Origin of the sequence: Luteimonas huabeiensis HB2, from assembly GCF_000559025.1 — a bacterium.
In the GTDB taxonomy this organism is placed as follows: Bacteria; Pseudomonadota; Gammaproteobacteria; order Xanthomonadales; family Xanthomonadaceae; genus Luteimonas; species Luteimonas huabeiensis.
The window spans coordinates 104,221-128,095 of the sequence record NZ_JAAN01000014.1 but is presented as its reverse complement, the minus strand read 5'-3'; the positions used below and the strand labels follow the sequence as shown (position 1 = coordinate 128,095).

The 23,875-nt window shown below is 65.2% G+C and carries 24 protein-coding genes; 18 read left to right on the top strand and 6 right to left on the bottom strand.

What is annotated here, in order from left to right; translation table 11 throughout:
* Positions 1-7: 7 nt before the first annotated feature.
* The 7 genes from Z164_RS0104620 to Z164_RS0104590 all read left to right on the top strand — a co-directional run bounded on the left by Z164_RS0104620 (position 8) and on the right by Z164_RS0104590 (position 6,690).
* On the top strand, positions 8-1,228 hold the full coding sequence (locus Z164_RS0104620) for an MFS transporter (protein WP_081770068.1): 1,221 nt from the start codon (positions 8-10) through the stop codon (positions 1,226-1,228).
* Positions 1,215-1,808, top strand: coding sequence for an AAA family ATPase (locus Z164_RS0104615; protein ID WP_236621746.1), 594 nt, complete (start codon positions 1,215-1,217; stop codon positions 1,806-1,808). Before Z164_RS0104620 ends, Z164_RS0104615 begins: the two co-directional genes overlap by 14 nt.
* 204 nt (positions 1,809-2,012) lie before the next feature.
* The gene (locus Z164_RS0104610) at positions 2,013-2,450 is read left to right on the top strand and encodes a TIGR03757 family integrating conjugative element protein (protein WP_024889564.1); all 438 of its coding nucleotides are present in this window, start codon (positions 2,013-2,015) and stop codon (positions 2,448-2,450) included.
* A complete protein-coding gene (locus Z164_RS0104605) occupies positions 2,447-3,397 on the top strand; it encodes a TIGR03756 family integrating conjugative element protein (protein ID WP_024889563.1) in 951 nt (316 codons plus the stop codon). The genes Z164_RS0104610 and Z164_RS0104605 overlap by 4 nt, the downstream gene beginning before the upstream one ends.
* A gap of 11 nt (positions 3,398-3,408) precedes the next feature.
* Positions 3,409-4,806 (top strand): integrating conjugative element protein, encoded by a 1,398-nt coding sequence (locus Z164_RS0104600; protein WP_009618111.1) that lies wholly within the window; start codon positions 3,409-3,411, stop codon positions 4,804-4,806.
* A complete protein-coding gene (locus Z164_RS0104595) occupies positions 4,803-5,153 on the top strand; it encodes a hypothetical protein (protein ID WP_009618109.1) in 351 nt (116 codons plus the stop codon). The genes Z164_RS0104600 and Z164_RS0104595 overlap by 4 nt, the downstream gene beginning before the upstream one ends.
* Before the next feature lie 13 nt (positions 5,154-5,166).
* Positions 5,167-6,690, top strand: a complete 1,524-nt coding sequence (locus tag Z164_RS0104590) for a conjugal transfer protein TraG N-terminal domain-containing protein (RefSeq protein ID WP_024889562.1) — start codon at positions 5,167-5,169, stop codon at positions 6,688-6,690.
* A 14-nt stretch (positions 6,691-6,704) separates the two neighbouring features.
* Here Z164_RS0104590 and Z164_RS0104585 read toward each other — a convergent pair whose 3' ends face one another.
* Genes Z164_RS0104585 through Z164_RS0104575 form a run of 3 tightly spaced genes read right to left on the bottom strand, consistent with a single transcriptional unit; the run spans position 6,705 to position 7,764 of the window.
* Positions 6,705-7,076, bottom strand: a complete 372-nt coding sequence (locus tag Z164_RS0104585) for a DUF3742 family protein (protein WP_024889561.1) — start codon at positions 7,074-7,076, stop codon at positions 6,705-6,707.
* Between the two features lie 56 nt (positions 7,077-7,132).
* On the bottom strand, positions 7,133-7,546 hold the full coding sequence (locus Z164_RS0104580; protein ID WP_020649368.1) for a putative toxin-antitoxin system toxin component, PIN family: 414 nt from the start codon (positions 7,544-7,546) through the stop codon (positions 7,133-7,135).
* Positions 7,546-7,764 (bottom strand): AbrB/MazE/SpoVT family DNA-binding domain-containing protein, encoded by a 219-nt coding sequence (locus Z164_RS0104575; RefSeq protein WP_021205410.1) that lies wholly within the window; start codon positions 7,762-7,764, stop codon positions 7,546-7,548. The genes Z164_RS0104580 and Z164_RS0104575 overlap by 1 nt, the downstream gene beginning before the upstream one ends.
* A 331-nt stretch (positions 7,765-8,095) precedes the next feature.
* Between Z164_RS0104575 and mobH the strand changes: the two genes are divergently transcribed.
* Complete coding sequence (gene mobH / locus Z164_RS0104570; RefSeq protein WP_024889560.1) at positions 8,096-9,889, top strand: MobH family relaxase; 1,794 nt, start codon at positions 8,096-8,098, stop codon at positions 9,887-9,889.
* A gap of 24 nt (positions 9,890-9,913) precedes the next feature.
* On the opposite strand, the gene pdxR is transcribed toward mobH, so the two are convergent.
* Entirely contained in the window at positions 9,914-11,437 is a 1,524-nt protein-coding gene (gene pdxR, locus Z164_RS0104565) for a MocR-like pyridoxine biosynthesis transcription factor PdxR (RefSeq protein WP_024889559.1), read from the bottom strand.
* Between the two features lie 102 nt (positions 11,438-11,539).
* Here pdxR and Z164_RS0104560 point away from each other — a divergent pair, with 102 nt between their 5' ends.
* The 3 genes from Z164_RS0104560 to glyA are packed head-to-tail and all read left to right on the top strand — an operon-like array spanning position 11,540 to position 15,393.
* The gene (locus tag Z164_RS0104560) at positions 11,540-12,781 is read left to right on the top strand and encodes a benzoate/H(+) symporter BenE family transporter (RefSeq protein WP_024889558.1); all 1,242 of its coding nucleotides are present in this window, start codon (positions 11,540-11,542) and stop codon (positions 12,779-12,781) included.
* The gene (locus tag Z164_RS0104555) at positions 12,781-14,079 is read left to right on the top strand and encodes an aspartate aminotransferase family protein (protein ID WP_201769566.1); all 1,299 of its coding nucleotides are present in this window, start codon (positions 12,781-12,783) and stop codon (positions 14,077-14,079) included. Before Z164_RS0104560 ends, Z164_RS0104555 begins: the two co-directional genes overlap by 1 nt.
* Before the next feature lie 42 nt (positions 14,080-14,121).
* Positions 14,122-15,393, top strand: a complete 1,272-nt coding sequence (glyA, locus tag Z164_RS0104550; protein WP_024889556.1) for a serine hydroxymethyltransferase — start codon at positions 14,122-14,124, stop codon at positions 15,391-15,393.
* A gap of 66 nt (positions 15,394-15,459) precedes the next feature.
* Here glyA and Z164_RS0104545 read toward each other — a convergent pair whose 3' ends face one another.
* Positions 15,460-15,759 (bottom strand): helix-turn-helix domain-containing protein, encoded by a 300-nt coding sequence (locus Z164_RS0104545; RefSeq protein WP_024889555.1) that lies wholly within the window; start codon positions 15,757-15,759, stop codon positions 15,460-15,462.
* A 104-nt stretch (positions 15,760-15,863) separates the two neighbouring features.
* On the opposite strand from Z164_RS0104545, the gene Z164_RS0104540 reads away from it, so the two are divergent.
* Positions 15,864-16,487 carry a LysR family substrate-binding domain-containing protein gene (locus Z164_RS0104540; protein WP_024889554.1) on the top strand — a complete coding sequence of 208 codons (624 nt, stop codon included), beginning with the start codon at positions 15,864-15,866 and terminating at the stop codon, positions 16,485-16,487.
* A gap of 27 nt (positions 16,488-16,514) precedes the next feature.
* On the opposite strand, the gene Z164_RS0104535 is transcribed toward Z164_RS0104540, so the two are convergent.
* Positions 16,515-18,440 carry a tyrosine-type recombinase/integrase gene (locus tag Z164_RS0104535; protein ID WP_024889553.1) on the bottom strand — a complete coding sequence of 642 codons (1,926 nt, stop codon included), beginning with the start codon at positions 18,438-18,440 and terminating at the stop codon, positions 16,515-16,517.
* A gap of 519 nt (positions 18,441-18,959) precedes the next feature.
* Here Z164_RS0104535 and Z164_RS0104530 point away from each other — a divergent pair.
* From Z164_RS0104530 to Z164_RS0104505, 6 genes are all read left to right on the top strand, one after another.
* A complete protein-coding gene (locus tag Z164_RS0104530; RefSeq protein WP_024889552.1) occupies positions 18,960-19,325 on the top strand; it encodes a helix-turn-helix domain-containing protein in 366 nt (121 codons plus the stop codon).
* A 673-nt stretch (positions 19,326-19,998) separates the two neighbouring features.
* Positions 19,999-20,727, top strand: a complete 729-nt coding sequence (locus tag Z164_RS0104525; RefSeq protein WP_024889551.1) for a hypothetical protein — start codon at positions 19,999-20,001, stop codon at positions 20,725-20,727.
* A gap of 121 nt (positions 20,728-20,848) precedes the next feature.
* Positions 20,849-21,067, top strand: coding sequence for an AlpA family transcriptional regulator (locus tag Z164_RS0104520; RefSeq protein ID WP_024889550.1), 219 nt, complete (start codon positions 20,849-20,851; stop codon positions 21,065-21,067).
* Between the two features lie 35 nt (positions 21,068-21,102).
* Complete coding sequence (locus Z164_RS0104515; protein ID WP_024889549.1) at positions 21,103-21,966, top strand: ParA family protein; 864 nt, start codon at positions 21,103-21,105, stop codon at positions 21,964-21,966.
* Positions 21,950-22,192: a type II toxin-antitoxin system HicA family toxin gene (locus Z164_RS0104510; protein WP_024889548.1), complete on the top strand. Its 243-nt coding sequence runs from the start codon at positions 21,950-21,952 to the stop codon at positions 22,190-22,192. Before Z164_RS0104515 ends, Z164_RS0104510 begins: the two co-directional genes overlap by 17 nt.
* The gene (locus Z164_RS0104505; RefSeq protein WP_024889547.1) at positions 22,185-23,867 is read left to right on the top strand and encodes a ParB family protein; all 1,683 of its coding nucleotides are present in this window, start codon (positions 22,185-22,187) and stop codon (positions 23,865-23,867) included. Before Z164_RS0104510 ends, Z164_RS0104505 begins: the two co-directional genes overlap by 8 nt.
* Positions 23,868-23,875 lie beyond the last annotated feature (8 nt).

The window sequence follows — 23,875 nt, the reverse complement described above, 5'->3', positions numbered from 1 at the left end:
CCCTTGAATGAGCAATATCCCAGGTCACCCCGGCGATGCATCGCGTGCCGCACCGATGCCTGCCACGTCAGCCTTGCCCTCCCATCTGCTGTGGACCATTGCCCTGGCGGCGGGCGCATCCGTGGCCAACAGCTACTACAACCAGCCGCTTCTCGGCGAATTGAGCCGGGAGTTCGCGCTCTCTGCGGGGACCGTGACCTGGCTGCCCGTGCTCACCCAGGCGGGCAATGCCCTGGGCGTGCTGTTCCTGGCACCACTGGGTGACCGCCTGGAGCGCAAGTCGCTCATCCTGCGAACGCTGGCGGCGCTGGTGCTCTCCCTGGTGCTGGCAGCCGCGTCCTCCGGCTTCGTTCAATTGGCACTGGCGAGCCTCGCCGTGGGTTTGTGCGCCACCGTGGCGCAACAACTGGTTCCCTTGGCCATCCACCTGGCACCCTCCCACCGCAAGGGGCAGGTGCTCGGCGTGGTGACGGGCGGCATCCTGATCGGCATCCTGGCGGCCCGTGTGGTGAGCGGCTGGATGACCGAGCTTTGGGGCTGGCGGTCCGTCTTCGGCTTTTCTGCGGCACTGATGCTGGTACTGGGCTTTCGGCTGGCATGGACGCTGCCGGTGGTACCACCGTCCTCCGATCTCGGCTATGGACGATTGCTGCTGTCGATGTGGCATTTGGTGCGCAAGCACGCTTCCTTGCGCCAGGCTGTGGCCGTCCAGTTCCTGCTGTTTGCCAGCATGATCGGCTTCTGGGCAACGTTCGCGCTCTGGCTGGAGCGGCCGCCACTGCAGCTCGGCGCGGTATCCGCCGGCCTGTTCGCGCTGGTCGGCGTGTGCGGCGCGTTGGCTGCACCGGCGGCTGGCCGGTTTGCCGACCGACGCGGACATGACGCAGTCGTTCGTGCAGGCGCGGTGGGAACCGCAACGGCATTTGCCGTGCTGTACCTGGGTGGCTCATCGATCCCCGCACTCGTCCTCGGCATCTTCTTGCTCGACGTGGCCGTGCAGTCGGCCCAGGTGGCGAACCAGACCATGGTCTATGCATTGGATGCGGGTGCGCGCAGCCGGCTGAACACCGTGTTCATGGGCACGATGCTGCTCGGCGGGGCCTTCGGCGCTGCTGCATGCGGGTGGGCCTTCACTGCCCATGGATGGGCCGGGGTCTGCGCCTTTGGCATGCTCAGCACCACCATTGCGTGGGGCCTGTCTCTTCGGCTAACCAATGATGACAAGTGAATTGACAAACCGTCTGCTGGTCGAAGAAAACCCTGACATGACGCCGATGCCACCTCAGGTGGTCATATCGGGGTGCTCCGGCGGCGGCAAGTCGACCCTGCTCGGGGAACTGCGGCGGCGTGGTCATGCGACCGTCGCCGAACCCGGGCGGAGGATCATCGCCGAGCAGATTCGACAGGGCGGCAACGCCCTGCCATGGACCGACATGGCGGCCTTTCTGCGCGAGGCGCTGAGCGTCGCCGCCATGGATCTCGAAGGCGCGGCACGGGACGCTGGTCCGGTTTTCTTCGACCGAGGGCTAATCGACGCAGCCGCAGCGCTTCAGCGACTGTTCGGTGTACCTCTGTCGGAAAGCCTGGGCGAATCCCGCCCCTATGGGCGGCTCGTGTTCCTCGCTCCGCCCTGGCCGGACATCTATTGCGCCGACGAGGCGCGGCGGCACGGCTTTCCCGAGGCTGAGGCGGAATACGCCCACCTGGATGCAACCTACCGGGCACTCGGCTACGAAGTCAGGTTGCTTCCGCGCGCCAGTGTGGCCGAACGGGCCGACTTCGTTCTCCAGGCGATTCATCGCCGCTGAAGGCGAGACCGACTTGTGGCGGCCGCCTTGGCTGTCGATCCGAACGCGGCCTTGTCGCAGGCGCACTCGCAGGCACCGTTTGGGGTGATCACGCGATGACAGGGATGGCGAAAACGGGATGAGGCGGTCTCCGGATTGTTTGTCGTGTCGAAGCCGGATTTCGGTTCGACTGTCACCGGATTGGCTTCCCTCCGGTGTTGTCTCATGGACTCTTGCGCTATTCCTCATGCCACTCGCACCCGCCCAGCATGGCTTGCTCCGGGCATTGCCATCCTGACGTTGGCCACCCGCGCCGCCGCAGCGGAAGTATGGGTCGTTACCGACTCGCATCATCCGGTCCTTGGCCAGGCTGACCGACACCTCATCTTGGACGCGGCCGCGGTGCTCGAAGCGGAGCTGGCCGACAACCTGCCCACCGATCCTGAGCGCGCCAGCGCCATCGTCCAGCAACGCCTGAAGCTGGGCGGTACAGACCTGCAGCGAAGGATCGGCACCGCCTACCAGGGCGTTGCCGATGCCTGGAGCCTTGGCGTCGCCAAGGTTCCGGCCATCGTGGTGGATCGCCGATACGTGGTCTATGGCGAGACGGACGTGGCCCGTGCGGTTTCCCGCATCGACCAATACCGGAGGACGCAGCCATGACGAGGCGTCCGTTCGCACCATCCCGGCGCCAGCGGTTGGCCATCGCAGCGCTGTTGCTGGGGTGTTCCGCATCGTCCTTTGCACTGAACACCGCCACCATCGTGACCTCCACCCTGTCGCCGGATTGCCTGGAGTACCGCGTCACCGGCATCTGCTACTGGCTCTATTGCACCTGGACGGGATGCACCGTGCGCACCTCGGTCAAGGTGCGCCACTACATCCCGGATGCCGTGGTGTCGAGCTACTCGAACACCGGCGAGAACCCTTGGGTCGAGGTGCGGGCGATGAGCCTGCCGAACCCGACCGCGAAGGCCGGCGGCGACGGCACCACCAACGAGGATCACGAGAACAACCTGGCGAAGTTCAAGAACGCCGACGTCATCGGCCATCCCGGTGGCCATGTGTTCAGCCAGTTCGCCAGCGCGTCCGGCTACACCTGCGAGGGCGCAGGCACCGCCTTCATGCCCTATCTGCTGAGCACGCTCGACACGCTGGCATGGCGCTACAACATCCCCGAGGCGCTGTATCCGGAAGCACTGATTCCCGGCCGGCGCGAGATCGGCACGCGCACGGCCATGAATCTCTGGGGCAACGTCTATCCGCGTGGCGGCTTCCTGCACCAGGTGGATGACCACAAGGCCGCAGCCGTGGTCGCCCAGCGCGCGGGTGACATCGTGACGCGCCGCAACCAGATCCACGTCTACCAACCGCTGCTCGCCAGTTCGCGCGATGGCTATTGGCCGGCCGGCGCCCTGATGGAAACCGATGCCGCCACGGGCAAGTGGCAGGAGCTGACCCCCACGCTGTCCAGCAGTTGCGCGGTATTCCCCCACGGCAATGCCAAGGTGCAGGCCCGGCAAGGCGACTACGCCTGGGCATTGTGGCGTCCTTATAGCTGCTGCCAGCGCCGCGGCCAGGTGTTCCTCGGCAGCGTCGATTTCCTGTGAGACCCGATGCCATGACGACTTCATTTCCGAGCGCCCGTCGATTTCTGTACGTCGCATTGGCCGTTGTCGCAGCGTTGTGCTACTCCAGCGCCGGGGCGCAGACCAGCGTCAACGAGTACGGCGTCCAGCATCAAGGCAGCGTGATAGGCGACGACGTGCTCTACAGCATTGGGGGCGGCCGCGCGGTGTCCATGAGCGGTGCGGCCAACATGCACTCCATCGGCGTTGGCGTCGGCTGGAACAGCAACCTGATCTGTGGCGACATGAGCATCACCACCACGCTGCAGAACCAGTTGAACGGCATCACCAATGGCTTCCAGGCCATCATGTCCTCGGTGATCCAGAACGCCACCGCTGCCGTGGCGTCGCTGCCCGCCTTGATCATCCAGCGCGCCGATCCAGGGCTGTACAACCTGTTGACCAATGGGGTGCTGCAAGCCAGGCTGGATTTCGATCGCAGCAAGCTGACCTGCCGTGCCATCGCCAATCGCATGGCCGACATGGCGGGTGGGCAGCTCGGCTGGGACCAGCTCGCCGAAGGTATGGCGCTGAAGCAGGCCGTCGCGAGCACCGATGCGGTCTCAGCGATCGACGACGCCGAGGCGAACCGTGGCAACAATGGCGTGCCGTGGGTCGGCGGAGACAACGCTGGCGGCGCGGGCCAACGTCCGGTGCGTGTGGTCGGCGACGTGACCCGCGCCGGCTACAACCTGCTCAATGGCCGTGGCGTCGGCGATGCCAGTTCGATTCCGCAAGCCAGTTGCAGCGGCAACCTGGCATGCCAGACCTGGAGTTCGCCCGATGCCGCCGCAGCCTGGGCCATTCGCGTGCTGGGCGAGCAGGAGCAGCGCACCTGCGATGCATGCACCAAGACCGTCACCACGCCGGGCGTTGGCCTGACCCCGCTGATTCAGGAGGAATACGAGGACAAGCTGCAGGCCCTGCAGGAGCTGGTCGCCGGCAGCCGTCCGACCACGGCGCAGAACCTGCAGGCTGCGAGTAGCGCGTCGCTGCCCATCACCCGTGGCGTGATCGAGGCGCTGCGCGACGAGACGGACCAGGACATCCTGGCTCGGCGCCTGGCCTCGGAGGTTGCGCTGGCCAGCGTGCTGGAGAAGGCGCTGCTGCTGCAACGCACGCTGCTGACCGGGCGCAAGGAGCCCAACGTGGCCGCCAACGAACTGGCCCAGAAGGCCGTCACCCACGAAAGCGACATCCTCGATCGCGAGATTCACAACCTGAAAGCAGAGCTGGAGCTGCGCCGCGAACTGGCCAGCAATTCGCCGATGGCGATCATCCAGCGCCACAGCACCCGCGCCGCCGGTGCGCGTGGCATCTACGAGGGTGACCCAGTGCGCAATCGGGTCGATGAACTGCAGCGGCCGCCGTCTGGCGGAAGCCATCCATGAATACCGTGGGGCGGTGCCTGCGCTGGCTGTCCAGCCGGCGTGCCATCCTGGTGCTGGTGTGGGCGGTGTCGCTGCTGATCGCCGCGACCGCCGTCAATGTGGTCGGCATCCGCATCGCGGGCGGCATCGAGGGCTGGCAGCGCTGGATGGCGGCGCAATCCGGGGCCTTCCTGGCCTGGCGGTTGTTGCTCTACGCCGCCACCGCCTGGGGTTGGCTCTGGATGCGACGTCGCCTGCGCGCGCGGGAACCGGAGCGCGCTGCCGGGCAACGGCTGCTGCGCGCGGAGGTTGCGGCCATCGTCGCCGTGATCGTGCTGGAAGCCAGCCTGCTGATGCAGGCACGGTAGCGCGAGGTTCGCCATGACGCTGTACACCACCGACTACCTGGAGTACTACCTGACGCTGGTGTCCTGGGTGGTCCACAACGGCATCTGGTCGGTGCTGGTCGCCAGCGGCGTGTTCGCCGTCCCGTTCCTGGCGATCGTCATCCAGGAATGGTTGAAGGCCCGCGCGGAAGGCGCGGACGAAGGCAACAAGGGCGTGCTGTCCTCGGCTCGCATCGAGAACCGCGTCTTCGTCGCCATCGTGGTGATCATGTTCGCGGGCATTCCCTTCATCGACGTCGATTTCAACACCATCAAGTACGACCGTTCGCGTTCGACCCAATGCCAAGTAAATGTCCCAGAGCCGACCGATACGGGCTGGTCGCAATCGTTTAGCACGATCAACAACCAGTCGGCCAAGGTGCCGGTGTGGTGGTTCGCCATGCACGCGATCTCGCGCGCGATCACCGGCGCTTCGGTCGCGGCCATTCCTTGCGGCACCGACCTGCGGCAGATCCGCATGGACATCGACGCGACCCGCATCGACGACCCGGTGCTGGCCCAGGAGATCAGCGACTTCACCCGCGACTGCTACGGCCCCGCCCGCGCCAAGCTGTTCATGACCCGGCCCAGCCTGAGCGAGGAGCAGATGCACGACGTCACCTGGATCGGCTCCAGCTACTTCGTCGGCACCGCCGGCTTCTACGACAGCTACCGCTCCAGGACTCCGCGCGATGCCTGGCCGTTCGACGCCACGCGCGACGCCGGCCTAGCCCAGGTGCCCGGCGGGGGCGGCTACCCGACCTGCCGGCAGTGGTGGTCCGACGGCGACCACGGCCTGCGGGCACGACTGCTGGCCCAGGTCGATCCCAGCCTGCTGACGCGACTGGTCGGCTGGGCGGGCTTCCTGAGCCAGTCCGAGGTCAACGACTCGGTGATCCGCGCCGTCGCAAGCCCTCGCCAGCAGAAGCTCAACCAGGGGGCGGTCTACACGGACTACGGTGGCCAGATCGACATGACGCTGCCCAATATCGTCACCCGCGCCGCCAGCGACGTGGGGCTGACCGTCGGATCACTGGGCTATTTCCCGGCGATGGACGTGGTGCGGCAGGCGCTGCCGATGGTGCTGTCCCTGCTCAAGATGGCGCTGGTCATCTGCATCCCGCTGGTGATGCTGACCGGCACCTATGACCTCAAGACCGTGGTCACGGTGAGCGTGGTGCAGTTCGCGCTGTTCTTCACCGAATTCTGGTTTCAGCTCGCCCGCTGGATCGACTCGACGATCCTCGATGCACTCTACGGCTGGGGGTGGGGCTGGAACCGGCCGCACACGAACTTCGATCCGCTGGTGGGCCTCAACAACACCTTCGGAGACATGCTGCTGAACTTCGTGATGGCCACGATGTTTTTGATCTTGCCCACGTTCTGGGTGGCGGCATTGGCCTGGGCTGGTATCCGTGCAGGCAACGTGCTTCAAGGATTGAGTACTGGCACGCGGGATGCCGGACAAGCCGGTGGCAGGGGCGGCGGCTTGATGATCGGTGCGGCCAAGCAGAAATAGCTCCAACCGCCGGTTCAATCGTCTTCGAATCGTGGATCTGGGTCATCGCTGTAGTTGATGGGGTCGTAGGCAAGGCTTTCGCGATGATCCAGCTCTTCGGCCTTGCGTCCGAGGAAATCATCGTCACCTTGCGGCGCTTGCTCCGCCATCCTGGCTGCCACAGCGAGAGCGACCAGCAACAGCGCCGCCCAGACCGAGACATACAGCAACACGCCGAGGGTCGCCAGCTTGACCCCCCAGATCAGCACCGCTGCACCGCCCGCCGGCAGTCCTTGCGCCATCAGCCATTGATGCACCCGACGCTCCGCGCGCAGGCAACCGCCCCATACACCGCCCAGCCAGCGGCCGAGTCGCGCTGCGGTGGTCATGCGTGCGGTGTGCTTCATGGTTGGCTACCTCATGGTCGTTCCACGGTCGTTGGGCAAGGCCGTGCCGGTTTCCTTCATGCCTGCCGCGCCGCGAATGCTTCGGCGGTCATGATCAAGCCGGGAAAGTCCTCTCGCATGGCGAGAATGTCCGCATCCCCCGTGATCAACGCATCCGCCTTGCCGACATGCGCGAGCACCAGGAACACCTGGTCCTTCTTGTCGCGGCAGACCGGCAGGTCTGGCCATGGCGCAGGCAGTTCCACCACATCGGCGTAGGGCAGAAAGTCCGCCAGCAACTCCTGCTGTTCCGAGGTCGACAGCTTGAACTTGGGATAGGCCAGGACGCGCAGGAGTTCACTGGCCGTCTCCCGGCAGACCAGCGGCTGCAACTGCTGGTGCTGCCAGGCGTGGCGTATCCAGGCCAGGCGTCCGGCACTGAAGATCAGCGCCGACAGCACGATGTTGGTGTCGAGGACGACCCTGCGCATCACTGCCGTGCCCAGGCCACGGCATCCTCAACGTCCTGCTCGGTGATCCCGAGTTGCTCCAGCTTCTCGCGCACAGCCTGTGCCTTCTGGACGCGCACGGGGGTCAGGACGATCCGACCGCCCTCGACGGTGACGTCGAAGTACTCCGCCGCATCCACGCCGGACACGGCCGCCTTGGGCAGCGTGATCTGATTTTTCGATGTGAGCTTGGCAAGCATGGGAGGCCTCCATAAGTTTCAAAGGAAATCTTACTTCCTTACTTCATTCTCGACAAGCATGCCTTCGGGCGCAGGGGTTTCAGGGCCTGCTGCGCTTTCAGCGCCGGTTGAAACGGACTGATCTGGTGAAAACACAGTGCCTGTTCCGCTCGATCCTGGAGCGCACCGGCTCCGCATTGATTGCGGCACACGAAGCCGACTGCCCCTATATCAAAGGGCTTGTCGAAGGCCAAAGGGCTGGGGATGGAGCAAGGGAGTGGCCTCAAGGGGAAAGGCCCTACCCGAAAAGGCCAAAAGGCTCCTCCGGCCAGCCCATCACCAGGATGTCGCCATGCTTTCGCTGTTCCAGCGCAAACGGGTGCCGCTGGCCACCGCCGCCGCGCCACCTCCTGCCGAGCCTGCCAAAGGGCTGACGCCACCGCAGTCGGCCGCAGCGCTGCTGGCGGAGCCGCGCCGGCAGCGGCTGCTGGAACACATCTGGCAGCGCACCTCGCTGTCGCGTCGGCAGTTCCGCTCGCTGTACCTCGCGCCGCTGGAGCGCTACGCCGAGCTGGTCCAGCAGTTCCCGGCCTCGGAGGCGTATCACCATGCATGGCCGGGCGGCATGCTGGACCACGGCCTGGAGATCGTGGCCTACGCGCTCAAACTGAGGCAGTCCCACTTGCTTCCGGCCGGCGCCTCGCCCGAGGCCCAGGCCGCGCAAGCCGAGGCCTGGACCGCCGGGACCGCCTACGCCGCGTTGCTGCACGACATTGGCAAGATCGCGGTCGACCTGCACGTCGAGCAGGCCGATGGCCTGGTCTGGCACCCCTGGCACGGGCCGCTGCGGCAGCCGTACCGCTTTCGTTACCGGACGGATCGCGAGTACCGGCTGCATGGCGCCGCCACGGGACTGCTCTACACCCGTGTGCTCGATGCCGGCATCCTCGACTGGCTGAGCGACTACCAGGACCTGTGGTCGGCGCTGCTGTACGTGCTGGCGGGCCAGTACGAGCATGCCGGCACGCTTGGAGAGCTGGTCGTCAAGGCTGACCAGGCATCGGTGGCCCTGGCGCTCGGCGGTGATCCGGCCAGGGCGATGGCGGCGCCGAAGCATGCGTTGCAGCGCAAGCTGCTGGATGGCCTGCGCTACCTGCTGCGCGAGGAATTCAAGCTGAACCAGCCCGGCGGCCCGTCGGATGGATGGCTGACCCCGGAGGCACTCTGGCTCGTCAGCAAGACGGTCAGCGACAAGCTGCGCGCGCACCTCCTGTCGCAGGGCATCGAAGGCATTCCATCGAACAACACCGCCGTCTTCACGGTGCTCCAGGACCATGGGATCGTGCAGCCCGCCCCGGATGGGAAGGCGATCTGGCGGGCCACCGTCACGAGCGGCACCGGCTGGTCGCACAGCTTTACCTTCCTGCGCCTGTCGCCGGCCTTGATCTGGGAGTCCGGCGAGCGTCCCGCACCGTTCGCCGGCACGGTCACGACGGAAGAGGCCCTCCCTGGCGATGAGGCAGCGCCGGCCTCCGCCGGCATCCCGGCCACCTCACCGTCCCCTGGGGTGGCGGATTCCCCGGCCGGGATCGCGGACCCGGTCTCCGATCTGCTGTCGATGCTTGATGCGTCCGACGCAGCCACCACCAGTGCATCGTCCGCCAGCGCGGAACCGCCATCACCATCCGCCGCCGCAACTGCGGTGACTCATTTGTCGCCGACCAGTCCTGCCACCATGCCGGCTCCCACCAAGGCCACGCCGTCCGGGGAAGACTTCATTGCCTGGCTCAAGCAAGGCATCGAATCGCGCAAGCTCATCATCAACGATGCGAACGCACTGGTGCATACCGTCGATGGCACGGCGTACCTGGTCAGCCCCGGCGTTTTCCAGCGCTACGTGCAGGAACATCCGGAGATCCAGGTGCTGGCCCGGCAGGACAATCTGCACGACTGGCAATGGGTGCAGAAGCGCTTCGAGAAGCTGGGACTGCACCGCAAACAGGACAGCGGCCTGAACATCTGGACCTGCGAAGTCACCGGGCCGCGCAAGTCGCGGCGGTTGCACGGCTATCTGTTGGCGACGCCTTCGACATTGTTCGCGGAAGTCCCGCCGGACAACCCCTACCTGTCCCTGACGCGGAGCTAGCAGCACGAAAGGCGCCAGCGCGCCTCATGGTGATCGGCGACACAGCGCACGCAGCACGCTTGCCAGCTTCTTGACAGCGATCTCCAGTTCATGGGGTGCATGGGCAGCAAATCCCATGAGGAAACCGGCCCCATCCCTGCCCGATGCATGGCGGCGCGATGCATGCAGCGCGGTCAGCCCCAGCAGGTCGATGCCGACCCGCCGTGCCGATTCCACCGCCTCGCGCTCGGGAATGTCGCGGATGAACACGCAAGGCATCTGCATCCCGCCAGCGGGCACCCTGGGCTCCACGAAGTCGGCCAGGTGCTGGCGCACCAGCTGCGCCAGCACATCGCGGCGTTCCGCATAGACGGCCCGCATGGTTCGCACATGGGCTCCGAAATGCCCACCCTCGATGAAGCGAGCCAGGGTGAGCTGCGGGATCGGTGCGCTGTGCCCATCCAGCAGGGTGCGGGCCACGGTCATGGGCGACACCAGAGCCTCCGGCAGCACCATGTAGCCGATGCGCAGGCCGGGGAACAGCGACTTGGTGAAGGTGCCGATGTAGATCGTGCGGCCGTGGGGGTCGAGCCCCTGTACGCATGCGGTGGGCTTGCCTTCGTAGTGGAATTCGCTGTCGTAGTCGTCCTCGATGATCCAAGCCTGGTGCTGGCGGGCCCATTCGATGACGGCCAGGCGCCGGTCCAACGCCAGCGTAGCCCCGGTTGGGAACTGGTGCGAGGGCGTCAGGAACACCACCCGGGCGGCATTGCAAGGGGTCTGCGCCTTTGCCAGCAGGTGCGCTATCTGCATGCCTTGGTCATCCATCGGCACGGGCACGCAATCCAACCCGGCGGCGTCAAATGCCTTGCGCGCCCCGTGGTACACGGGGTCTTCGATGAAGATGCGCTCGCCAGCATCGAGCAGCACGGTGGCGCACAGGGTCATGGCCTGTTGGGAACTGGTCAGCACCAGCACGCGCTCGGGTGTGGCCTGCGCGCCTCGTTCGAGGTTGACGTAGGCGGCAATGGCGCGTCGCAACGGCTCCATGCCCTGCGGTGGGCTGTGCAGCAGCGCCAGGGTGCCGTACTCCTTCAACACCTGCCGCTGCAAGCGCTCCCAGGTTGGCAGCGGAAAGCTGCGCGTCTCCGGCACGCCGGGCGCGAAGGGGCGCGACATCAGGAAGTCGCGCACGCCGCCGCCCTGGAGCATGGCATCGCCGCGCCGGCTCAGGCGCAGGGGTGCGTTGCGATCCACGCTCGTGCGCCGTGGTCTGCCGCGCCCGGGCAGCCACCGGGCCTGCTCGGACACGAAGCTGCCACTGCCGACCCGCCGCTCAATGAAACCTTCGGCGTGCAACTGGCCATAGGCCGACTCCACCGTGTCGCGGGACACCCCCAGCGACTTCGCCAACGCGCGCGACGCGGGCAGGGGGCGGCCTACATCGAGCGCGCCATCCAGGATCAACTGGCGAATGGCCCGCTGTACCCGTGCATGCAGGGGCAAGGCGCCGTGCGCGGGGTCGCCGAGCCAGGCTTTGACGGATTCAAGTTGGGCATGCTTGAACAATTGGTAGGTACTTCATCTGGAAATTGGTAGGGAACATCATGCCATTACAAGTCTATCGTCTCATGGTCATTTCATCCCCATGCCAGGAGCCCAATTCAGATCATGCCGTCGGATCCTTCAGCTTCGCCCGTTCGTTGGAACGATCTCACCCATCCCGTCGTGGCCGGACTGATTTCGGTCATCGTCAACTATGGCGGCACTTTCATCCTGGTGTTCCAGGCAGCCAAGGTCGCGGGCCTGAGCCCGGAGCTGACGGCCTCGTGGGTGTGGTCGATTTCCATTGGCGTGGGCGTGACAGGCATCATTTTGAGCTGGGTATCCCGCGAACCGATCATCACCGCCTGGTCCACGCCGGCAGCGGCGTTTCTGGTCACAGCACTGGCAACCACACCTTATGCCGAGGCCGTCGGGGCATACCTGATCTCGGCTGCCGCCTTTGTGCTGCTGGGCCTGTCGGGTTGGTTCGAGCGCGTTATCCGTTTGATACCGCCAGGCGTGGCTGCCGGGCTGCTGGCCGGCATCCTGCTGCAATTCGGCACTGGCGCCTTCGGCGGCTTGAGCGTCGATCCGCTGCTGGCGGGACTGCTGATCGCCGCCTATCTGGTGTTCAAGCGCTTTTCCGCGCGCTATGCGGTGGTGGGCATCCTGGTGCTGGGATTGGTATTCCTGCTGGCGCAGGGCCGCGTCGATCTGTCGGGACTGAGCCTGAAACTGGCCGCGCCGGTGTTCACCATGCCCGCGTTCTCGCTCAACGCCTTGTTGAGCGTGGCGTTGCCGCTGTTCCTCATTACCCTGACCGGGCAGTACATGCCGGGCATGCTGGTATTGCGCAATGACGGCTTCAAGACCAGCGCCAACCCCATCGTGACCATCACGGGCCTGGGTTCGCTGCTGATGGCGCCGTTCGGTTCGCACGCCTTCAACATCGCGGCGATCACCGCCGCCATCTGCACGGGCCGGGAGGCACACGAAGACCCGTCCAGGCGTTGGATCGCGGGGATGGCCGCTGGGGTGTTCTACGTTCTGATCGGCGTGTTCGGGGTGACGTTGGCCGCGGTCTTCATGGCCTTCCCGGCGACCTTCATCACCACGCTGGCGGGCCTGGCCCTGCTGGGGACGATCGGCGGCAGCCTAGCCACCGCCATGTCCGATGCCAGGACCCGGGAAGCCTCACTGATCACGTTTCTGGCGGCCGCCGCCAACATCACCCTGCTGGGCATTGGCGGGGCGTTCTGGGGGTTGGTGCTAGGGCTGGCGGCGCATGCTGTGCTCAACGGGCGGGTGCTGCTGCGGGTACGTACATCGGTCATTACGCCTACGCCTGCAAACGAGAGGGTGAAGTGATGACCGAGGCTTTCAACACACGGACTGACGGTTGCGCCAACCGTGCCGAATTCGAGGAATCTCCCATGCAGACGACCGGCCCTCACCTGATGCGCGCCTACGCCCGCCAACCTGTCTCTTTCGTGCGCGGTAACGGCGCGCGGCTCTGGGACGATCAGGGTGTGGAGTACCTAGATGCCATTGCCGGTGTCGCGGTTACCAGCCTGGGTCATGCCCACCCGGAAATCGCGGCCGTCATCGCCGAACAGGCCGGGGCGCTGCTGCACACTTCCAACGTGTTCCGCATCGACTGGCAGGAGCAGTTGGGGGAACGCCTGTGTGCGCTGACCGGGATGGAAAGCGCCTTCTTCTGCAACTCGGGTGCGGAAGCCAACGAAACCGCCCTCAAGTTGGCCAGGCTGCATGCCCATCGCAGGCAGGTGGCACGACCGCAGATCCTAGTCATGGGCAACGCCTTCCATGGCCGCACGCTGGCCACGCTCGCCGCCACAGACAACGCGGCCAACCAGCAGGGTTTCGGGCCGTTGCTGCCTGGCTTTCTGCGTGCTCCCTACGGTGATATCAGCGCGGTACGCCAGGCGGCAGAACAATCCCCGGACATCGTGGCGGTGTTGATCGAATCTGTACAGGGCGAGGGCGGCATTCGGGTGGCCAGTGCCGAATACTTGCGCGAACTGCGCGCTTTATGCGACCAGAGGGACTGGTTGCTGATGCTCGACGAGATCCAGGCCGGCATGGGGCGCACCGGCGCGTGGTTCGGATACGCGCACGCGGGCATCTCACCGGATGTGGTGACCCTGGCGAAAGCGCTGGGCAATGGCTTTCCCATCGGCGCGTGCCTGGCGCGCGGTATTGCGGCAGACCTGTTCTCGCCGGGCCAGCACGGCTCGACCTTCGGCGGCAATCCGCTGGCTTGCCGGGTGGCCTGCACCGTCCTCGACATCATGGCCCGTGACAGGATGCCCGAGCGCGCCATGGTGCTGGGCGCTCGCTTGCTGGTGGGCCTGCGCAAGGCGCTGGCAGGTCACCCGCACGTCCTCGCCATTCGCGGCCTGGGACTGATGGTGGGTATCGAACTGGACCGGCCCTGCAAGGAACTAGTTGGGCGCGCGCTGGCTGAGCAGCGCCTGCTCATCACCGTGACCCGAGACACCGTGATCAGGCTATTGCCACCATTCGTTTGCGACGAGCGTCAGATTGACGACATCGTGGTGCGTGTAACGCGCCTGCTTTCATCGGACCTGGTTGATTGCGAGGTTTGGTCTGTTCCGGCTCAGCCGATGGACATCACCGTATGACGTCCAACCCCAACCGCTATCCGCCCGACCAGGACGCACACCATGTATGACACTTCTGTTGCCCTCGCCGATTTCGACCCGGAACTTGCCCTGGCAGTCCACCACGAAGCGCGCCGTCAGGAGGATCATGTCGAACTGATCGCCTCCGAGAACTACGCGAGCCCTTTGGTGATGGCCATCCAGAATTCGGTGTTCACCAACAAGTACGCCGAGGGTTACCCAGGCAAGCGCTACTACAGCGGCTGCGAGCATGTGGACGTGGCCGAACGCTTAGCCATCGAGCGGCTCAAGGTGCTATTCGACTGTGATTGGGCCAACGTCCAGCCCCATGCCGGCGCCCAGGCCAACGCAGCCGTGTTTCTGGCGCTGGCCAACCCCGGCGATACCGTGATGGGCATGAACTTGGCTCAGGGTGGCCACCTGACCCACGGTAACCCATCCAACTTCTCCGGCCGCCATTACAAGATCGTGCCTTATGGACTCGACCCCCTAACCGGGCTGATTGACTACGACGAGATGGAGCGCATCGCGATGCAGGCACGGCCGAAACTGCTGATCGGCGGCTTCTCCGCCTATTCGCGGCACAAGGACTGGGCACGCATGCGCGCCATCGCCGACAGGGCGGGTGCCATCTTCTGGGTGGACATGGCCCATGTCGCCGGCCTGGTGGCGACAGGCGAGTATCCTGACCCGTTGCCCCACGCTCACGTGGTCACCAGCACCACCCATAAGACCCTGCGCGGCCCGCGTGGCGGTATCATTCTCTCGAAAGGGCAGGACGAGGGCCTTTACAGAAAGCTCGACTCCGCCGTATTCCCCGGCGTCCAGGGCGGGCCGCTGATGCATGTTATCGCCGCCAAGGCGGTGGCGTTCAAGGAGGCGCTGCAACCTGCATTCAAGGCCTACCAGCGCCAGGTGGTGGCGAACGCTCGCGCCATGGCCGCCGTGATCCAGCAGCGCGGCCACAAAATCGTTTCGGGCGGTACCGACAATCACCTGATGCTGATCGACCTGTCCGCCAGGCCCTACACCGGTAAGGATGCGGACGCGGCGCTGGCCGATGCCTGGATCACCACCAACAAGAACAGCGTGCCGGGCGACCCGCGTTCGCCGTTTGTGACCTCTGGCGTGCGCATCGGCACGCCCGCCGTGACCACGCGCGGCTTCGGCGTGGCCGAGTGCGAGGAACTGGCCGGCTGGTTGTGCGACGTGCTGGATGCATTGGAAACCGGTGGTGTTGGATTAATTGCCGTGCGGGATCGAGTAAGACAGCAGGTGGCGGATCTGTGCCGTCGCCATCCCGTCTATCGATAGGTAATCACTGACGGCAATGCGGCGCCTGCGTACTACCTCGTTGTAGGTGAGAGACGCAACGCCGACCTAGACAGCGTCTTCCTGTTTTTCGGACAGTTGCGCCTCGGTCGCAGCCATCAGTGCCGCGGCCGAGCAACCCAGCCCCTTCGCGATCCGCAGGATCAACACTAGCGTGGGCATGTGCTCGCCGCGCTCGATCTTGCCCATGTGCGATCGCGCGATACCCGCCTGTTCCGCCAGCACCTCCTGCGCCAGCGCCTTCGCGGACCGTGCCTCGCGCACGGCAACGCCGAAAGCGCGCGCTGGCTCGCTTTCATAGGTTCTTGTTCCCGCAGGTCTCCCGCGTTGCACTGATCGCTTCTGCATCAACAGAAGCGTCACGTTTCACTCGAATTTAAACCACGTTAAACTTATCTCATTGACCGATGGCACGCGGTTTTTTCCAGTGTCGGCGTTGTGCGGGTGACACGATGATCGCTTCCGATCCTTTGAACATTGCCCTGTCGGACTGCCTGGCCTATCCCAGGTTGTCGGTACCGATGGCGGTACACCGTCGGCGCTATCCGGACAACCCGATTCGTCTTCACGAAGAGCGCTTGGAGGATCAGCATCGAGGACTGCTCGCGGGGGCTTTCGAGGCGGGCCTCTGCCAGTCGCCCACAGCCCCTGAAGGCATCGATGTCCGCCCCGTCTGGCGCGATGCGCTGGCGCTGGCCGTGTCGGCCCATCACCCCTTGCTGGCCTTCGCGTCAGTGTCCCTAGATCAGGCGGCCGACTACCCTTGGATCGCCCTGGATGGCCGTGGCTGTGTGGGCTACTGCAGGCAAATCGACTCACTGCTGACGGCAGCCAGCGTCGTCCCCTCGGCCGTCACGACGGCCACGTCGTTCGGGTTGATGATGACCTTGGTGGCCGCCGGCTACGGCGTCTGCCTGGCACCCGCCGCCCGCATCGAGGGTCATCGTTCCCTTGGCGTTGTCCAGCGTCCCTTGCAAGAGGGCGCGCTGACGCTCACCACGTACTTCCTGAGCCGTCGAAATACGGACAGCACCCGCCTGGAGCCGTTCTTCCAAGCGCTCCTGGCAAGCGCCTGACCGAACTTCGGCGCGCCCCTGGCTTGATCAGTCTCCGGGCGCCACTTCGGCGGCATCGGCAGCGACGGCTTCGCGCACCAGCCGCTGCACGCTTTGCCGGACCTGCTCAGGGAACTCTGTCGTCACGACTGGCTCGCTCGCCTGCATGCACTGTGCGGCCACCAGCCGCGCGGCAAGGTGCAGGTTCGTTGGGTTGACGGCTTCGATGGCCGGCCGTGTCCCGAGAGCCTCGTACGAGCGCAGGAGTGCGTGGTAGATGTCCCAGGTGTCGACGCCCCGTGGCAGTTGCTTCAGGACAGACTGGACCAGCCTGCGCTTGAGCGGATCGAGCTGCCAGTCTGGCACGCGCTGCCCGCGGTGCCCCATGTGGATCGACAGCAGGTTGCCGGCCTGGATCTCGTAGGTGATCCAGCGGCGCGACTTGCCCGCGAGCTTGGCGTAGTCCGCCACCGAGAGGTTGTGCGGCGCCTCGAAGGTCTCCAGCACCTGCAGGCGTCCGCGCTGCACCTCCGACAGGCGCGGCCGCGCGTACTCGGGCATGCGCACGGCCGACAGCCGCTGCACCGATGCCGGCGCTTCGGGTTGGTTGGACGTCGGCGCGGTCACGATCAGCTGCGGCGCGGTGAGGTCGACCACCGGCGGCTGCACGGCCGCCTGGCCGGCGATGGTCGGCAGGCCCTGGAGCGTGATGGTCAGATGCCGGCTGGCAACCTCGACCTGGTTCTGCTCGAACAGGTCCAGGCGATCAGCCCAGTCCTGCATCATGACGCGGCGTTGCTCGACGTATTCGGCATGGTTGTAGGTCGCGCTGATCTTGTCTGGATCGGCATGCGATAGCTGGGCATCCACCCATTTCTTCGGGTAGCCGAGTTCGTTCAGCGCCGTCGAGATCGTCGCCCGGATGCCATGCCCCGTGAGCTGGTCCTCGTAGCCCATGCGCTTGAGCGCGGCGTTGAGCGTGTTCTCGCTGATCGGGTTCTTCAGGCACCAGTCGCCTGGGATGAGATGGACCTGGGCAGGCTTGCATTGGTCCAACAGGTGGCGAACGATCTCCTGCGCCTGCACCGACAGCGGCACGATGTAGGGCGGGATGTCGATGAGACGCTTGCGCTTCTTCTTGGTCAGCAGCGCGCGCTGCTTGAGCCTGGCCACCGGGATGACCCACAGGCCCCGGTCGAGGTCGAACTGATCGGGCGTGGCGAAGCGAAGCTCGCCGGTGCGCACACCAGTGAGCATCAGCAGCCGGATGCCCAACTGCGTGTTCAGGCGCCCGCGGTACTTGCGCAGTGTCTGCAGCATAACCGGCAGCTCGTGCATGCGCAGGAACGGGTTGTGTTCGACAGGCGGCAACGGCAGCGCGACCACTTCCAGGTCCCTGGACGGGTTATCGCCCATGTTGGGAATCGCCACCGTGGCGTAGGTGAACAACTGGGTGAACCAGGTCCTCAGCTTCTCGGCCACGGACAGCGAGCCGCGCTTCTCCACCTTGCCGATGATGTCCAGCAGGTGCGCGCGGGTGATTTCGTAGATGGTCAGGTGCCGTAGCGAGGGGAACACATCTTTCTTGAAGACGCGCCCGATCTGTTCCAGGCTGGTCTGCCGTCCTTCCTCCAGCGAGAGCCGGCGATGGGCCAGCCATTGCTCGTAGACGGCCATGAAGGTGTGCTCGCCGGCCAGGACGATCGCGTGCCGCTTGCGCTTGCGTTCGCTGTGGGGATTGACGCCCTTGGCGAGCAGCGAGCGGGCTTCATCGCGAAGTGCACGGGCGTCCTTCAGGGAAAGCGCCGGATAGTTGCCTAGGGTGATGCGCTCACGCTTGCCAAACCACGAATAGCGGAAGTGCCAAGCCTTGGTGCCGATGGCGGAAACGTAGAGATAGAGGCCGTCGAAGTCGGCCAGTGCGTATGGCTTGCCGGTGGACTTGGCCTGCCGGGCCATGAGGTCTGAAAGCATGATCCCAACTCCATGAAAGCGAGTTGAGTGCCATGTTTCCCATCGGACCTCGGCTCCTCCAGCAACAATGCGGCAGGGGAAGTTCGCGCATTGTTTGGGCCACTTTTTGTACCAGTTTGGGCCGGCCGTCAGTGGATTTCGCTGGACGTCACTGGAACGGCTTTTCTGGAAAAGCCGAACCGTGACAATGACTTGCAACACTCCATGGACGTCCTTGGAACACCATGGAAAGCTGAAGTGGAGCGGGTGAAGCGAATCGAATCCAACTCCTATGTGGTTGAGTTGGAACGCTTTTCCCGCTAGTCCGCGCAGCGCTTGGACTGACGCTTGGACTTAGTCTAGCCGGCTTCACAAAGCTGGGCAACGCAGACGTTCCACCGGGGGCCAACGACGGCTACCGACAGCCAGTGTCAGGGCTCCCACGCTGCCAAGCGGACCGCCGCAGACGGTGCCGCGACAGTCTCGGAGAAGTTAACGCTATTATGGACAATCTTCATACGTTTTGCCCAAAATAGAAACATGCCTCGCAAACCTCCCGTCGTTTTCCCACAGGAGCAACGTCTGCTCTCCGACCTGGGCGAGAGGCTGCGCTTGGCCCGCTTACGGCGCAAGCTGAGCAACGCCGTCGTGGCGCAGCGGGCGGGTATCTCACGGACCACCGTATACAAGGTGGAAGCCGGCGACCCGGGTGCGACGCTGGGTTCTTACGTCCGGGTGTTGGCCGTGCTCGGTCTGGAGGAGGACCTGCAAGCGCTTGCCGCCGACGACAGGGTTGGACGGAAGCTCCAGGACCTGGCCCTGGCACCACCGCCCGCACGCCGATTGCGCGCCACCGGCAAGCGCACCAGCTCAGCCCTACCGCCCGACACGAAGTCCATGCCGTGACTCTGTCGAAAACCAGGCTGGAGGCCTGGCTCGACTTGGTAGCGCCCGGCGCGGACATTCCGCAGGCCAAGCTGATAGCGGCAGCCGCCGAAAGCCTGTTCGGCGTAGCGCCGTAGCTCGGCTGCCGTGGCCGGCATCTGCCTGGCATCGCTGCGCCTGGCGCCCCATGCGATCAAGCCGGAGGGGTCGGCTACGCTCGCGTCCACCCGCTTGGCAATTCCATTTCGATCTATCAGCAGACCCAACGGGTCTGCAACAGGTGAGATCGACCCGGTGCCAGGCATCACTTGCGACGACAGGACCGGATTTCGTCCCTCGATAGATCGCAAGTAGCACACAGTATTCGGAACGAGACTTGTCAAGCACGGCGGCTCACTGGACGCTCACGACCATGACAGTGGTGTGACCTGCCGCCTGTCGCCGTGACGATCCGCATCGTCACCACCAGCGCAGTCACCCTCCGCCAGCCCGCCATCGGCGGACGTGGCTGTTGGCAGTTCACATGCTACGCCCAGAGGGGTCGAAGGGTAACTCCCTCTCTTCGTGCGGCTGAACACCCTCCGGCAATGTGGCCCGTTACCCGACCACGCCGGTCTCAGGATATCGACGCATCAGCCTTGAGCTGGGCGCAGAGGAGCCTTCGATGAGGTAGCGGCAGCACGGAGACAGCCACATGCAACGGAACTCACTTTCGGCCGTGTACTACCGGCCTATTGATGCCGCGATCCGATGGGCCGGGCTGTTCCGGTTTCGGGAGGACATCCTGGCCGGTGTGCGATCACGGACGCTTCCGGCAACCCTGGATTGCCCGCATTGCAACGAGCTGCGCCTTTACTCCGATCGCATCTACGACGCGATCTTCCACGGCGAGCTGCCCTACGGCCAGAACGGCATCACGATGCACGACGAGTCGCTTTGGGACTCCCCCGACCTCACCATTCGCCATGTCGACCTGAAGCGGTGGATGCTTCACACCTATCCCGAGCAGCGTCCGCCCTTTCTCTTCTCGCGCTCCGAGCGCATTGCCCACCCGGTCATCACCATCGAAGCCGGCCGTGCCCTGCTGGTGGAACGCGAAGTGCTGAAATCACAACTTGACCTGTGCCGCCATCAGTTGCGGACGCTGCAGGAACAGATGAAAAAGCAGGATGCTCCGGTTGCGTCCTGCGCACCTTGTCCGCTCAGCGATCGGTCCGAGTCGACTTACCTGAACGTCATCGGCGCGATGCTCGATGTCATGCTCGGCCGCACCCCATCCGGCGTACCGTACTCACGCTTCACCAGCCAGGAGGCGGTGATCAGCGCGCTGATCGCGCACCATGGATCCCTGATGGGTATCACCGAACGCACCTTGCAGTCGAAGTTCGCCCAGGCACGCCGCAAGTTGCGCGCGGCGCACTAGCGCAAACGCAAGCCCGTATCTGCGGTCGCGGAAACCGCATTTGCGGTGTTCATCCCCGGCAAGGACTAATCAACTACGGATCACCCTAACAAGCGCTCCTGAGCGCTAAGGAGTGATCCCCATGACGGAGGACCAATCCCTTCCGCTGCCGGCGGGCGAGCGCCGCATCCTTCGCCGCGACGAGGTTGAGGCAAAGACCGGATTCAAGCGCGCGCACATCTACAACCTGATGCGGGCCGGCAAGTTCCCGCAGGCCATTCGTCTCGGGATTCGCGCAGTCGGTTGGGACTCGCACGAAGTCGAGCAATGGATCGCTGAACGCCGCAACCAGCGCGTCTAGCCCCGTCCTTCACCTACGCGACGAGGAATCAGACGATGCTGGTCATCTCCATCATTTCCACCAAGGGCGGCGTCGGCAAGACCACGACGACCGCGAACCTGGGCGGGTTCGCCGCCGACGCAGGGCTGCGCGTCCTGCTGGTCGACCTGGACGTCCAGCCGACGCTTTCGAGCTATTACCCGCTCGCGCATCGCGCACCGAGCGGGATCTACGAATTGCTGGCCTTCAACGAGCGCGACCTGGAACAGTTGGTTTCCCGGACGTACATCGATCGGCTCGACGTGGTGCTCTCCAACGACGACAAGGGGCAGTTGAACACGCTGCTGCTCCATGCGCCCGATGGGCGCCTGCGGCTCCGGCATCTGCTCCCCACCTTCCAGGCGAGCTACGACCTGGTGCTGCTCGACACGCAGGGAGCGCGCAGCGCGCTCCTGGAGATGGCCGTCCTGGCCTCCGACATGGCGCTGTCGCCGGTGACGCCGGAAATCCTCGCGGCCCGAGAGTTGCGGCGAGGGACGCTGCAGCTGATCGAGGACATCGCGCCTTACCGGCATCTGGGCATCAAGCCGCCCCATCTGAGCCTGCTGCTCAACCGCGTGCATCCGGTGTCGGCCAACGCCCGCGTGATCCAGCAGGCATTGCGCCAGATATTCGACGGGCGCAGCGACGTGCGCGTGCTGGACACCGCCGTTCCGGCGATCGAAGCCTATCCGCGCGCGGCGACGCAGGGACTGCCCGTGCATCGGGTGGAGAACCGGCGCCCCACCGGACGCAGCGCACCAAGCGCGCTGGAGACGATCCGCGCGGTCGCGTGCGAGCTGCTGCCGCATTGGCAGGCGGCCTTCAGCCAGGTAGACGGGAAGGCGCCGCGGGAGACAGGCCATGTCCAGCGCCCATGACCTGACGCGCGGGCACAAGCAGCTTCGCGGCCTGATCGCCTTCGCGCTGCGCGAGGGCTGGGAGGTGGTACGCACGCCCGGCGGCCACCTGAAGTTCACGAAGCCGGGCCTGCCGCCCATCTATACCTGCTCCACGGCCAGCGACCACCGGGCCGCGCGCAACGCGCGAGCCCAGCTGCGGCGTGCCGATCGGCAGGCCAGCGAGCCAGGAGACGGCCATGGCTGAGCTGACGCCGGCCGACATGGCCTCGAAGCTGCTGGCCGAGGGCTTCCAACGGCAAGGCCCCGCCGCACGGACACTGAGCGATCCCATCGCGGACACGCCCATGGTCGTGACGCTCGACGAGCTGCGCCCCTACGAGTTGGATCCGCGCATCACCCGCAATCCGCTGTACGACGAAATCAAGGCGTCGATCCGTGAGCGTGGCCTGGACGCGCCGCCACCGATCACCCGACGTCCCGACGCCGACCACTACATCATCCGCAATGGTGGCAACACGCGGCTGGCGATCCTGCGCGAGCTGTGGTCGGAGACGAAGGACGAGCGCTTCTTCCGCATCTCCTGTTTGTTCCGCCCCTGGCCCGAACGCGGCGAAATCATCGCACTCACCGGTCACCTGGCCGAGAACGAACTACATGGCGGCCTCACGTTCATCGAACGTGCGTTGGGCATCGAAAAAGCACGCGAGCTGTATGAGCAGGAGAACAGCAAACCGCTGTCGCAGTCCGAACTCGCCCGCCGCCTTGCTGCCGACGGCTATCCGATCCAGCAATCGCACATCAGTCGCATGCAAGACACCGTGCGCTACCTGCTGCCCGCGATCCCCAACATCCTCTATGGTGGGCTCGGCCGACATCAAGCCGAGCGGCTGGCCGTCCTTCGCAAGGCCGCCGAATGGGCTTGGGAGACGCGGGCACAGGGCAAGGCGCTGCCGACCGATTTCACTACGCTGTTCCATGAAGTCCTGGCGCAGTTCGATACCCGGCCCGACGCCTTCACCGCCCAACGCGTCCAGGACGAACTGATCGGCCAGATGTCGGACCTGCTGGGCATCGACTACAACGCGCTGGAACTGGATATCGTCAATGTCGAAAGCCGGCAGCGCGCCGTGACCAGTCCGCCGAGCTTGCCTACTGAACCTTCGACGCCGGAGCCTGCCTCCATGTCGGCCACGCCGCCGCTCAGGCTCCAACCCCTAGCGGGAACTCATCAGGCGGCCGACGTCACGAAGGAGAGCCAATCCCAGCCCGCCATCAGGCAGGCCCAGCCACCCAAGGCTCCATCGGCGGCCCCTTCGACGCACGCGCCATCCGAAGGCGACGAAGAACACCGACTGCAAGGCCACATCGTCTCGCCCGCGGCAAGCACTGAGCGGTTGCAGGCGATCCAGCAACTGGTCGCGGAACATACCGGCGAGGATCGTCCCGACTTCCGAGACAGCGTGCTACGGGCAATTCCCGTCCAAGCCGGCGGCCTGTTTCCCATCTCTGACGTCTGGTACATCGAACCGGGGCTGGATACGCCTGACGGACTGCGCACACACATCGCGCAGTTCGCCCATGAGATCGCCGGAGAGGCGCAGCTTGCCAACCGCATTGAGGCAACCGACGCGGGCGTCGGCTTCACGTGTCACCTCGATGACCCTTCCTCGTTGCCGACATTCGGTCGAACCGTCCTGGCGCTACTGCATGCCCTGAGCCAGCGCCAGGGCGCCGAACGGCCGCCTCAGCCGCTGGACTTGGAAGCGACACTCGGTGCGCTGTTGTTAGGAAGCGCGCTCGGCACGGCGGACATACCCCGTCTCAGCGACACCGGACTGGTCAAGCTCTTTCGCCTGCTCCGGTTGGCACGTCGCCTGATGGACCTGGACGCCGATACGACCAGCGGCTCCACGACCTGAGCAGCGGA